The 12,831-nt window shown below is 42.3% G+C and carries 13 protein-coding genes; all 13 read right to left on the bottom strand.

Annotation, left to right across the window (positions count from 1 at the left end):
* Positions 1–392: 392 nt before the first annotated feature.
* The 13 genes from J3455_RS19250 to J3455_RS19190 all read right to left on the bottom strand — a co-directional run bounded on the left by J3455_RS19250 (position 393) and on the right by J3455_RS19190 (position 12,818).
* The gene (locus J3455_RS19250; RefSeq protein WP_349562202.1) at positions 393–2,231 is read right to left on the bottom strand and encodes a choice-of-anchor I family protein; all 1,839 of its coding nucleotides are present in this window, start codon (positions 2,229–2,231) and stop codon (positions 393–395) included.
* A gap of 142 nt (positions 2,232–2,373) precedes the next feature.
* Positions 2,374–3,732 carry a bifunctional UDP-N-acetylglucosamine diphosphorylase/glucosamine-1-phosphate N-acetyltransferase GlmU gene (gene glmU / locus J3455_RS19245; protein ID WP_348708731.1) on the bottom strand — a complete coding sequence of 453 codons (1,359 nt, stop codon included), beginning with the start codon at positions 3,730–3,732 and terminating at the stop codon, positions 2,374–2,376.
* A 272-nt stretch (positions 3,733–4,004) separates the two neighbouring features.
* The gene (locus J3455_RS19240; RefSeq protein WP_054554812.1) at positions 4,005–4,427 is read right to left on the bottom strand and encodes a F0F1 ATP synthase subunit epsilon; all 423 of its coding nucleotides are present in this window, start codon (positions 4,425–4,427) and stop codon (positions 4,005–4,007) included.
* A 13-nt stretch (positions 4,428–4,440) separates the two neighbouring features.
* Positions 4,441–5,826: a F0F1 ATP synthase subunit beta gene (atpD, locus tag J3455_RS19235; RefSeq protein WP_054554811.1), complete on the bottom strand. Its 1,386-nt coding sequence runs from the start codon at positions 5,824–5,826 to the stop codon at positions 4,441–4,443.
* 32 nt (positions 5,827–5,858) lie between these two features.
* Entirely contained in the window at positions 5,859–6,719 is an 861-nt protein-coding gene (atpG, locus tag J3455_RS19230; protein WP_062568484.1) for a F0F1 ATP synthase subunit gamma, read from the bottom strand.
* A 59-nt stretch (positions 6,720–6,778) separates the two neighbouring features.
* Positions 6,779–8,320 carry a F0F1 ATP synthase subunit alpha gene (atpA, locus tag J3455_RS19225; RefSeq protein WP_054554809.1) on the bottom strand — a complete coding sequence of 514 codons (1,542 nt, stop codon included), beginning with the start codon at positions 8,318–8,320 and terminating at the stop codon, positions 6,779–6,781.
* Positions 8,321–8,334: 14 nt separating this feature from the next.
* On the bottom strand, positions 8,335–8,868 hold the full coding sequence (gene atpH / locus J3455_RS19220) for a F0F1 ATP synthase subunit delta (RefSeq protein WP_167659027.1): 534 nt from the start codon (positions 8,866–8,868) through the stop codon (positions 8,335–8,337).
* Between the two features lie 16 nt (positions 8,869–8,884).
* Positions 8,885–9,355 (bottom strand): F0F1 ATP synthase subunit B, encoded by a 471-nt coding sequence (atpF, locus tag J3455_RS19215; RefSeq protein WP_054554807.1) that lies wholly within the window; start codon positions 9,353–9,355, stop codon positions 8,885–8,887.
* A 42-nt stretch (positions 9,356–9,397) separates the two neighbouring features.
* Positions 9,398–9,631, bottom strand: coding sequence for a F0F1 ATP synthase subunit C (gene atpE / locus J3455_RS19210; RefSeq protein WP_010561330.1), 234 nt, complete (start codon positions 9,629–9,631; stop codon positions 9,398–9,400).
* A gap of 56 nt (positions 9,632–9,687) precedes the next feature.
* On the bottom strand, positions 9,688–10,545 hold the full coding sequence (gene atpB / locus J3455_RS19205) for a F0F1 ATP synthase subunit A (RefSeq protein WP_130050136.1): 858 nt from the start codon (positions 10,543–10,545) through the stop codon (positions 9,688–9,690).
* 15 nt (positions 10,546–10,560) lie between these two features.
* Positions 10,561–10,941 carry an ATP synthase subunit I gene (locus J3455_RS19200; protein ID WP_130050135.1) on the bottom strand — a complete coding sequence of 127 codons (381 nt, stop codon included), beginning with the start codon at positions 10,939–10,941 and terminating at the stop codon, positions 10,561–10,563.
* A gap of 159 nt (positions 10,942–11,100) precedes the next feature.
* Positions 11,101–12,012, bottom strand: a complete 912-nt coding sequence (locus tag J3455_RS19195; RefSeq protein WP_349562195.1) for a ParB/RepB/Spo0J family partition protein — start codon at positions 12,010–12,012, stop codon at positions 11,101–11,103.
* Between the two features lie 20 nt (positions 12,013–12,032).
* On the bottom strand, positions 12,033–12,818 hold the full coding sequence (locus J3455_RS19190) for a ParA family protein (protein ID WP_054554803.1): 786 nt from the start codon (positions 12,816–12,818) through the stop codon (positions 12,033–12,035).
* Positions 12,819–12,831 lie beyond the last annotated feature (13 nt).

Here is a 12,831-nt window from a genome sequence, read left to right as displayed (position 1 = left end):
ATGATTGCTTTATATTGTTAAAGAACGTTGCGACGTTGTCGCTAGGGATGCGTATAATACATCCTTAATTTTTCGAGTCAACACTTAATTTTAAACTTTCTTTTTAGACCGTTTTAAACCGAAGTTTTACTTAACTCTCTGCCACGTTGTTCAGCGTCTTTCGTTGCTGCCCGCCGTGTCAGTGGATGCGCATTATAGGGATGCGAAGAATTAACGCAAGCACTTTTTGCAGGTTTTTTTGATTATTTTCAAATTAGTACAATAACCATACAAATAAAGGGCTACAAAGGGATTTTAGCTCAAAAAGCAGTCATTTTTGTGAAGGTAAAATGGCATAGAAAAAACGACATGCTTTAAATTAGCTATGTCGCTTTTTATTTTTATAAGGCGGATTAGTTTGTAGAAATTTCCCAAACAGCGATTGAACCCGAAATTTCATTACCAACAACTAGCAATGCTTCATTCGTTGCACTTTGTTCTGCTGGTATAAATGCCATACCTTCAGGGGCAAGATCACCCGTAATATCTGCATCAGTTTCTAGACCACGATTAAAAAAGTAATCTTGGAATGTCACATTGTATGGATTAGTAATATCAAACACCATAATGCCACCCATACGCTCTAAACCAATAAATGCAAATGTACGCTCGCCAATAGTACCGAGTGCTAATGCTTCTGGTTCTGCACCTTTGTCATCAGAGCGACTATCACCGTCATTTTCATCTTCGTTATTATTGAATGCTGCTCCGTGAACTGATGCAGTAATGCGTGAAATTTGATCGCCAGAGTCAAAAACTACCATGCCGTTACTATCCCAGATGGTAAAGGAGCGGGCACCATATGCATAGAGTGATTCGTATTCGCCATTATTATCTTCATCACCTTTAACAGTGGTCACTTTTAAACGGCCAATATCACTGTTGTCATTGTTCAGGTAGTCAAAATTGCTTGCTAGTGTTAAGTCTTTAGCTCTTGTCTCATCTATATATGATAAACAACCGTCATCTTTATCATAATCAAGACCACCTTTAGCTATGCAATCAGCTTCGTCGTTTGTATCAAAGAAGTACTCTCGTGCATCACCTTCGTTCGCTGTGACAATAAAGTTAGCACCTTTCCAGGTAAAGCTTGAAATAGTATCTGGTTGATACATGCCATAGAGGCCAGGGTATGATTTAAAGTTAACCCCACCGTCTTTATCAGATGCATCAAAAAGCAAATTAGACCAATCTTTAAAACCTAAGCCTTTAAGCTCTAGGCTATTATCTTCAAGATTGACGATAGCAAGGGCGTTATTTTCTTGTAGTGACACGTAGGCAAATTTATTATCTTTCGAAACGCTGATGTATTCAGGTTCTAAATCCATAGCCACGGTTGTATTAATCAAATTACCGTTGATTGTTCGACCTGTCGGGTTAGCAAATACAATCCCTCGCTCTTCAAGCTCTGCTTGTTTGTCGTTATAAGCTGAAAAAGTAATGCTAATAGCAGTATCTGCAATTACACCATCATTGATATTAATAATGCTAATTGAGCCTTCAGGGTCAATACTGTAATCACCATTAGGCTCACCTTCATTTGCAACCAGTACCTTATTGCCATCATGGCTAAAAGTAACCATGTCGGGTAGGGCGCCTACCGTTACATTCTTAATAAACAGAGGCTCATCGCCACTGATATCATAAAATGCGATTAAACCTTCATCACCGGTAATATCTGCGGCCATTGCAACTGCAAGAAGTTCATTATTAGCATCAATAGCGATACTGTTTGCATCACCCGCACTGTGCTTATTAAGTGCAAGGGTAATCTCTGAGGTTAAATTAGTGCCATTTATAACCCCTTCGTTATCTTTAACTAAAGCTGCACGGTCAAAGCTATCGGCTTTCATGATATTCACAACTGCCGAATCACCGGAACTATTGATCGCAAAAATTCGTTGTTTAGAAGCTTGATAAGCGACAATCTCTGCTGCACCTTCCGGACTTTCTGCGTTAAGCACTGCACGACCGATAAGGTTTATACTTAAAGCCGCGTTTGCATCTGTACCATTTGCTCCGTCAGCTCCGTTAGTACCATCGGAGCCATTTTCCCCATCAATTCCGTTAGTACCATTTTGACCTGCAGGACCTTGTTCACCTTGTAGGCCATCTTTGCCGTCGTCACCGTCTAACGAGCAACCTGTAAGAATAGTTAAAAGTGATAGCGCAATAATTGATCTTTTTAACATTATTATTTTTCCTTGGTATTGTATTGAGGCAATTACAACACGCAGGCATTACAACTATATGGCACTTTTATGAGAACAAAATTTAGCCACAAAAAAAGCGAGTATAAACTCGCTTTTATTTATAAATTAGTAGGGTAGTTCACTACTTTTTGGTTGGACGCTTCCAGCCAGTTAGATTACGTTGTTTGCCACGAGCTACTGCAAGCTGATCGTCTTCAACAGTATTAGTAATAACAGAACCTGCGCCAATCGTTGCCATTGAGCCAATATTCACCGGTGCGACTAGTGATGAGTTTGAACCGATAAAGGCGTTATCACCGATAATAGTTTTTGATTTGTTTACGCCATCATAGTTACAAGTAATAGTACCTGCGCCAATATTCACTTTTTCACCAACTTCAGTGTCACCTAAGTAGGTAAGATGATTTGCCTTTGAGCCTTTGCCTAAGCGAGTCTTTTTCATCTCAACAAAGTTACCGATATGCGAGTCTTCTTCCATAATCGCACCAGGGCGAAGGCGAGCATAAGGGCCTAAAGTACATTTAGCAGCAACACTCGCTTCTTCAACAAGTGAGTTAGCTTTAATTACAACGTTATCACCAACAGTACAATCTTTAAGTACGCAGTTAGGGCCAATTTGCACGTTATTACCTAGTGTTACTTTACCTTCGAAAATAACATTAACGTCGATTAGTACATCTTCGCCGGTAGTAACTTCACCACGCACATCAATACGCGCAGGATCAGCAAGTGTAGCGCCATTAAGCATTAGCTCTTCGGCTTGCCATGCTTGGTATGCACGTTCAAGAGCTGCAAGTTGAACGCGATTATTTGCGCCTTCGACTTCCATCGGGTGCTCGGGCTGTGCAGAAGTAATTTCAACACCTTCGCTATGTGCCATAGCAACGATATCTGTTAAATAGTATTCACCTTGAGCGTTGTTGTTCGATAGGTTACCTAACCAACGTTTAAGTAGCTCACCATTGGCAGCCATAATACCGGTATTAATTTCTTTAATTGCAAGTTGCTCAGCAGAGGCATCTTTTTGTTCGATAATACCCACTAGCTTGCCATTTTCACGGATCATACGACCATAACCTGATGGGTCATCTAAGGTAACGGTTAATACAGCTAAGCCTTTTTCTGGTGTCGCCGCGAGTAACTTCTCTAAGGTAGCGCGTTTTGTCAGTGGCACATCACCATAGAGAATTAATACAGTGTCATCATCAGCAATGTGTTCTTTAGCAACTGCCACGGCATGACCCGTACCTAGTTGCTCTTCTTGTAATACCCAGTTTACTTGATTGTGCGATAGGGCATCTTGCAGCTGTTCACGGCCATGACCATAAACAAGGTTCGTTTCACGAGCGCCAAGGGCAGTGGCATTATCAATAACGTGCTGCACCATAGGTTTACCAGCAACTTTGTGTAAAACCTTTGGTAGAGCAGAGCGCATACGAGTGCCTTTACCCGCAGCAAGAATAACGGTAGTCAGAGACATTAAAACAATATCCTTCTTTCTTTGTTTTAGGTGTGCAATATTTTGTGAGTTCTGGGAAACATACAAAGTTGTGTAAGTCACATCATGTGTAAATACGCAATCCTAATGAGTTGGACTGAACCTTGGATGAAACAGCTATTCACTATTAATTTACACTATTGTAGCGAGCTTTGATGAAGGATATAAGTATAAATATTAAGTAGGGTAGAAAGCCGTGAATTTCGGGCACAAAAAAGCCCACATTAAGTGGGCTTTTTGAAAACCGAGTAGGCTTACTTTTTACGTAATTGTTGAATTACGCGAAGTTGAGCGATTGCTTCAGCAAGTTGCACTGCAGCTTGTTGATAATCTAACTCAGCAGTTGACGTATTCGCCATTTGCTCTTCAGCATCACGTTTAGCTTTTTCAGCCGCTTGCTCGTCTAGGTCTTCACCACGTACTGCAGTATCTGCAAGAATCGTGATGCGATCCGGTTGAACTTCTAGCGTACCGCCAGCAATATACATCACGTCTTCGTGACCAAATTGCTTAACTAAACGTACCATACCAGGTTTTAGGGCAGTTAATAATGGAGCGTGACCATAGTTAACACCAAGGTCACCTTCACTACCACTCACTTGAATCGATTCAACCAGACCAGAGAACAAGCTCTCTTCTGCGCTTACTACGTCAAGATGTACAGTCATAGCCGCCATACTACCCTCCTAATTACATGCTTTTGGCTTTTTCTTGAGCTTCTTCAATAGAGCCAACCATGTAGAACGCTTGCTCTGGCATATCATCAAACTCACCGTTTAAGATACCTTTGAAGCCAGCAATTGTGTCTTTAAGTGACACGTATTTACCAGGCGCGCCTGTGAATACCTCAGCAACGAAGAACGGCTGAGATAGGAAACGCTGGATTTTACGTGCACGAGATACAACTTGCTTATCTTCGTCAGAAAGCTCGTCCATACCTAGGATTGCGATGATGTCTTTAAGCTCTTTATAACGTTGAAGAACTGTTTGAACGCCACGCGCAGTATCGTAGTGCTCTTGACCGATTACTAATGGGTCAAGTTGACGTGAAGATGAATCAAGTGGGTCTACCGCAGGGTAGATACCAAGTGAAGCGATATCACGAGAAAGTACTACTGTTGCATCTAAGTGAGCAAACGTTGTTGCTGGAGATGGGTCAGTTAAGTCATCCGCAGGTACGTATACCGCTTGGATTGAAGTGATTGAACCCGTCTTAGTAGATGCGATACGCTCTTGAAGTACACCCATTTCTTCAGCAAGAGTTGGTTGGTAACCTACTGCTGAAGGCATACGACCTAGAAGTGCTGATACCTCTGTACCCGCTAGAGTATAACGGTAGATGTTATCAACGAAGAAAAGTACGTCACGACCTTCGTCACGGAACTTCTCAGCCATAGTAAGACCAGTTAACGCTACGCGTAAACGGTTACCCGGTGGCTCATTCATTTGACCGTATACTAGAGATACTTTATCTAGTACGTTTGAGTCGTTCATCTCATGGTAGAAGTCATTACCCTCACGAGTACGCTCACCAACACCTGCGAATACTGAGTAACCGCTGTGCTCGATTGCGATGTTACGGATAAGTTCCATCATGTTTACGGTTTTACCAACACCGGCACCACCGAATAGACCAACTTTACCACCTTTAGCGAATGGACATACAAGGTCGATTACCTTGATACCAGTCTCTAAAAGTTCTACTGAACTTGATTGTTCTTCATAAGAAGGTGCTGCACGGTGAATAGACATACGCTCTTCTTCACCAATTGGACCAGCTTCATCAATAGGGTTACCTAATACGTCCATGATACGACCTAGTGTCTTCGTACCTACAGGAACGTGGATTGGCTGACCTGTACCTTCTACTGCAGTACCACGACGTAAACCGTCAGTAGTACCAAGTGCGATACCACGTACCACACCGCCACCTAGCTGTTGTTGAACTTCTAAAGTTAAACCAGCTAAGTCGCCATCTGTTACTTTTAGTGCGTCATATACGGCTGGCACGTTGTCTTGTGGAAATTCGATATCCACAACGGCGCCGATAATTTGGACGACCTTACCTAAACTCATGTCTATTCCTCTCATTAAACTTTGCCGAAGCGTTAAACTGCTGCCGAGCCGCCAACAATCTCACTAATTTCTTGTGTGATTGCAGCTTGACGAGCCTTGTTATAAACAAGCTGTAACTCATCCATAAGGTCGCCTGCGTTATCTGTTGCAGCTTTCATTGCAACCATACGGGCAGCCTGTTCAGAGGCAGCGTTCTCAACTACACCTTGGTATACTTGAGACTCAATAAAGCGTACTAACAGAGCTTCTAAAATCGCATCTGGGTTTGGCTCATATAAGTAATCCCAAGAATGTTGAGATACTTCTTCTTCAGCTTTTGGCAAAGGGAGTAACTGATCGATTGTTGGCTCTTGCTTCATAGTATTAACGAACTTGTTAAATACTACGTATAAGCGGTCAATTTTACCTTCAGAGTATGCATCTAGCATTGTCTTTACAGGACCAATAACGTCTTGTAATGAAGGTGTATCTCCTAAGTTCGCTTTTTTAGCGACTAACTTACCGCCAAAACGTTGGAAAAAGCCAGCTGCTTTGCTACCTAAAGTAGTAAACTCAGCTTCAACGCCTTTTTCTTTCCACGCTTTCACGTCTAGGGCAACTTTTTTGAACTCGTTTGAGTTCAAGCCACCACATAGACCACGGTCAGTAGAGATAACAATATAACCAACTCGTTTTACTTCACGCTCTTCTAAGAAAGGGTGAGTAAAATCAAGATTTGCTTGAGCAACACGACCAATCACTTGGCGTAAGTTTTCAGCGTATGGACGGCTTGACGCCACACGTTCCTGCGCTTTTTTCATTTTAGACGCAGCAACCATTTCCATCGCGCTGGTGATCTTCTGAGTATTCTTGATACTCCCGATCTTGCTTTTAATCTCTTTTCCGCTGGCCATGACTCTCTCTCCGAATCAGGTGGGCTTTAGTTACCTAAAGCTCACCATTCATAACTAAATTACCAAGTTTGCGTCGACTTGAACTTCTCTAGAAGTTCTTTAAGTTGAGCTTCAATCTCAGCGTTGTAGTTACCAGTTTCATTGATTTGAGCCATTAGCTCTGCGTATGTGCTGTTTGCATAAGAAATTAGGCCAGCTTCGAAATCCATGATTTTCGCGATTTCGATGTCTTTTAGGTAGCCCTTTTCAGCAGCAAATAGCGACAGAGACATTTCAGCAACAGACATTGGTGCGTACTGTTTCTGCTTCATTAGCTCTGTTACGCGCTCACCATGCTCTAATTGAGCACGTGTTGCATCGTCAAGGTCAGACGCGAACTGCGAGAACGCAGCTAATTCACGGTACTGAGCTAACGCTAGACGGATACCACCACCTAGTTTCTTAACGATTTTAGTTTGCGCTGCACCACCAACACGAGATACCGAGATACCAGCGTTAACAGCTGGACGGATACCTGAGTTGAATAAGTCAGTTTCTAAGAAGATCTGACCATCGGTGATAGAGATAACGTTTGTCGGTACGAACGCAGAAACGTCGCCGCCTTGAGTTTCAATGATTGGCAATGCCGTCAGTGAACCTGTTTTACCTTTCACTTCACCATTAGTGAACTTCTCAACGTAATCAGCGTTTACACGTGATGCACGCTCTAGAAGACGTGAGTGAAGGTAGAATACGTCACCTGGGTATGCTTCACGGCCTGGTGGACGCTTAAGTAGTAATGAGATTTGACGGTAAGCAACAGCTTGCTTAGATAAATCATCATATACGATTAGCGCGTCTTCACCACGGTCACGGAAGTATTCACCCATAGTACAACCAGAGAATGGTGCTAGGTACTGAAGTGCCGCAGATTCAGAAGCAGATGCAACAACAACGATAGTGTTTTCAAGTGCACCGTGCTCTTCTAATTTACGTACTACGTTAGCGATTGTAGATGCTTTTTGACCAACTGCAACGTACACACACTTAACGCCTGTACCTTTTTGGTTGATGATTGCATCGATTGCTAATGCAGTTTTACCAGTTTGGCGGTCACCGATAACAAGCTCACGTTGACCACGACCTACTGGGATCATCGCATCGATAGATTTATAACCAGTTTGTACTGGCTCATCTACTGATTGACGTTCGATAACGCCTGGTGCGATTTTCTCAACAGGTTCAAAACCGTCGTTATCTAAAGCGCCTTTACCGTCGATAGGTGCACCTAGTGTGTTTACAACACGACCAAGTAGACCACGACCAACAGGAACCTCTAGGATACGACCAGTTGATTTAACTTTTACGCCTTCTTTAAGGTCAGCGTAAGGACCCATTACTACAGCACCTACTGAGTCACGCTCAAGGTTTAGTGCGATAGCATAACGGTTGCCAGGAAGCTCGATCATCTCACCTTGCATACAGTCAGCAAGACCGTGGATGCGGATGATACCGTCAGTAACAGATACGATAGTACCTTCGTTACGAGCTTCACTTACAACTTCGAACTGCTCAATACGTTGTTTGATCAGATCTGAAATTTCAGTGGAATTAAGTTGCATGCTCTTTTTCCCAATTACGATTGTAGTGATGTAGCTAAGCGGGCTAATTTGCCACGTACTGAGCCGTCAATTACAGTGTCACCCGCCTTAATGATAAGACCGCCAACAACTGTAGTATCTTCACTACAATTCAGCTTAACTTTGCGTGCGAAACGTTTTTCAAGTGCCGCTACCAATGATGCTTGCTGCTCAGCAGCTAGCGGTGTTGCAGAAACCACATCAACGTCGATTTCTTTGTCGTAGTCCGCTTTAAATTCAGCGAATAACTCTGCAACAGCAGGCAGTGCAACTAAACGTCCATTTTCAGCCATCACCTTGATTAGGTTCTGACCTTGTTCGTTGAGCTGCTCTGCACAAATCTTGATAAACAGATCTGCTTTTTCAGTAGCAGTAGGCAATCCAGCTAGCGCGGCAGCGGCTTGCTCATTGCTGGCAACATGGCCAGCAAAGAACAGCATGTCGTTCCAACTTTCAACAGTGCCTTTTTCAACGGCAAGTTCAAAAGCCGCTTTAGCGTATGGGCGAGCGATAGTAGCCAATTCAGACATGCTCATACCCTCCTAATTACAGCTCAGCGACAAGTTTTTCAACGATGTCACTGTGTGCGGCTTGATTGATTTCGCGCTCTAAAATCTTCTCAGCACCAACCACGGCCAGCGTCGCTACTTGTTTACGTAGTTCTTCTGTTACACGGTTACGCTCTGCTTCGATTTCAGAGTGCCCTTGAGCAATAATTTTTTCACGCTCTTGTTGACCACGAACAGTTTCTTCGTCAACGATTAGCGTGGCACGCTTTTTAGCTTGTTCAATGATATCAGCCGCTTGAGCTTTTGCCTCTTTAAGCTGCTCAGCAGCTTTCTTTTGCGCAAGTTCTAAGTCTTTTTCGGCTCTATCAGAGGCAGCTAAACCATCTTCGATTTTCTTCTGGCGAGCTTCAATTGCACCATTTAGTGGTGGCCATACGTATTTCATACAGAAAAGTACGAAAACCGTAAATGCAATTAATTCACCGATAAGAGTGGCTGTTAAGTTCACGACCGCTCCTCCTTAAAATAGTAAGCTGTTCAAAAAATAATATTAAAGTACGAACAACAATACCATTGCGATACCAACACCGATCATAGCTACGGCATCGATTAGACCAGCAAGGATGAACATCTTAACTTGTAATGAAGGTGCAAGCTCAGGTTGACGTGCACAAGCTTCTAGGAATTTACCACCCATGTTACCGAAGCCGATAGCAGTACCGATTGCACCGAAGCCGATAAGTAGAGCAACAGCGATGTACTTAAGACCAATCATTAGTTCCATTTTTTTCTCCAAAGTTTCAATTGTAAATTAAAGTTAAAATTTAAAAGTGTAAAAAATTAGTGATTATCTGAGCTTGCCATGCTTAGGTAAACGATTGTAAGCATCATAAATACGAATGCTTGCAGTACGATTACTAAGATGTGGAATACAGCCCAAATAAAGTGCAACGGTAGTTGCATTAAACCAACTGCGCCGATCAAGATGAAAATCAACTCACCAGCATATAAGTTACCGAATAAACGCAATGCTAACGAGAACGGCTTAGCAACTAAAGCGATTGTTTCTAGTAATAAGTTACATGGGATTAAGAACACCATCGCTAGCTTGTTTTTAGAGCTGAACGGGTGAAGCGTTAATTCAGCTAAAAATCCGCCAATCCCTTTGATTTTGATTGCATAACCGATCATCAGAATGAATACACCAATAGCAAGTGCAGCAGTCATATTGATGTCTGTTGTAGGTACAATCTTCATGTAAACGTCGTGAGAATCCATACCAAATGCTTGCTCGCCAACAAAGCCAGCTAATGCAGGTAGGAAATCAACCGGAATCAAGTCCATTAAGTTCATTAAGAACACCCAAACGAAAATCGTTAGAGCTAATGGAGCGATTAATGCGCTTTTACCATGGTATGTGTCACGTACGTTGTCGCCAACGAACTCAACAATCATTTCAATGAAACACTGAAATTTACCCGGTACACCGGTATTTGCTTTTTTAGCGGCACCACGGAAGATCCATAAAAATACCAGACCTAAACCGATTGACCATGCGAGGGTATCTATATTCCATGTCCAGAAACCACTGTCTGCACACGCTTTGTTGAAGGCAAGACCAGCGTCGGTCGAGCACATCTTAGCGTTAGTTAAGTGGTGCTGAATATGGCTTGATAGAGTTACTTCTTCTGCAGCCATGTTATATCCCAAAAGTTAATGATTAAAAAAAACGGGCGCAAACAATCCGCTAAATAACACCAATACATACACACAGAAAAACGGTAATAAAACGACCGTATAAGACTTCAGTATCAGTGCAAACAAAACGATTGTTAGCATAAATTTTAATCCGTTGCCGCGCTTTAGCGAGGCATACACTTGATTTACTCGACTTGCACCCATATAACGGAATGCATAGACAGCAAATACAAAATTAGGGAGTAGTGCAACAGCTCCGCCAGCAAGCGCTGACTGGCCGGCATTGACTCCCCAACCTATAAAAACAATTACTGCAGCGATAAATGCTACGATACCCTGAAGACAAATTAATTTAAATGCGGCAAGCCTATACGGCTTTGCTAACCTATTAGTCACGTTTTGTTAACCTTTAGAACGTTAAATTGTCAGGGTATGAAAACTGGCGAAATTATACTGATTCCTACCAGTTTTGCAACTTGAGTCGACCCTTTGTAGTGCAAAAACACCACAAATGTCTCTTTTTGGACATGTTATTAATTAATGACGGGAATAGTCTTAATTTATACGGCTTAAAATGCCATCTAACTCATCAAGAGTTGTATAAGAGATAACCAGTTTGCCTTTGCCTTTTTTATTGTAGTTTATTTCTACTTTAGCGCCTAAATTTTCAGCAAGCTTTTGTTCTAACTGTTTGACATCAGGATCTTTTTCTTGCACTTCTTTCTTTGGGGCTGGTTCTAAAATAGAACGCACAAGCTTTTCAGTTTCACGAACAGTTAAAGCTTTAGCAACGGCTAATCGAGCAGCATCTGATTGCGATTCGCCTTCAAGTGCTAATAAACAACGTGCATGACCCATTTCAATGTCGCCATGCTCTAACAAAATTTTAACATCTTCATTGAGATTATTTAGGCGTAGTAAATTAGTCACAGTAGTACGAGATTTACCAACTGCCTCGGCGACTTGTTGATGAGTTAGTTCAAATTCGTTAAGTAAACGATTTAACGCAATCGCTTCTTCCATCGCATTTAGATCTTCACGTTGAATATTTTCTATAAGCGCGATAGCAACGGCCGCTTCATCAGGTACATCTTTGATGATACATGGAACAGCATCTAATTTTGCAAGTTGAGCAGCACGCCAACGACGCTCACCGGCGATAATCTCATATTTTTCTGCACCAATTTGGCGCACAACAATCGGCTGAATGATGCCTTGAGCACGTATTGAGTTAGCTAACTCTTCAAGCGCTTCTTCAGACATGTCTTTACGCGGTTGATATTTACCCGATTGTAAAAACTCAATCGCTAACTTTTGCAGCTCACCTTTACTTTGCTCTGCAACGACCTCAGAGACTTGCTCTTGTGTTGCAGTCGCTTGTTGCTGATTATTTGCACTTGGGGCAGGTTTTGATGAACTTAATAAAGCGTCGAGTCCTCGGCCTAAACCGCGTTTTTTAGCAGACATGTTATTTTTTTACCTCGAAGTTAGGCTACTGCTGAAGATGTTTTCTCTTTTCTACGTAACATTTCGCCGGCTAGGGCTAAGTAAGCTTTCGCACCACTTGATGCACGGTCATAATACATGGCAGGGGCACCAAAACTCGGCGCTTCTGCTAAACGGACATTACGTGGGATAACGGTACGATATACTTTATCGCCAAAATGTTGTTTTAGTTGTTCTGATACATCATTTGCAAGGCGATTGCGCGGATCATACATGGTGCGCAAAATCCCTTCAATTGTTAACGCTGGATTTACTAGCTTAGATAGCTGAGTAATGGTATCCATTAATGCCGTTAAACCTTCAAGGGCATAATACTCACATTGCATCGGAACTAAAATCGAATCTGCGGCAGCCATTGCATTAACAGTGAGCATGTTAAGTGAAGGCGGGCAGTCGATAAAAATGAAATCGTATTGGTCTTGAATTTGTTCAAGCGCATTACGTAAACGCACTTCACGAGCAAACAATTCCATTAGTTTAACTTCAGCGGCAGTCACATCGCCATTAGCAGCAATTAAGTGATACTCACCTGAGGTTTCTTTATTGATAACTTCATCGATTGGTGTTTCTTCAATCAATAAATCGTAAATAGTCGCAACATCACCGTATTTATCGACACCACTACCCATGGTAGCGTTTCCTTGCGGATCAAGATCGATTAATAACACTTTACGCTTCGTCGCGGCCATCGATGCCGCAAGATTCACAGCGGTGGTTGTTTTACCAACACCACCTTTTTGGTTTGCTAATGCGATGACTTTTGCCACAGTGCTCTGATCC

This window comes from Pseudoalteromonas sp. NFXS39, assembly GCF_040148775.1.
Classification (GTDB): domain Bacteria; phylum Pseudomonadota; class Gammaproteobacteria; order Enterobacterales; family Alteromonadaceae; genus Pseudoalteromonas; species Pseudoalteromonas apostichopi.
The sequence above is the reverse complement of the archived record's forward strand: the minus strand, read 5'-3'. Positions and strand labels throughout refer to the sequence as shown.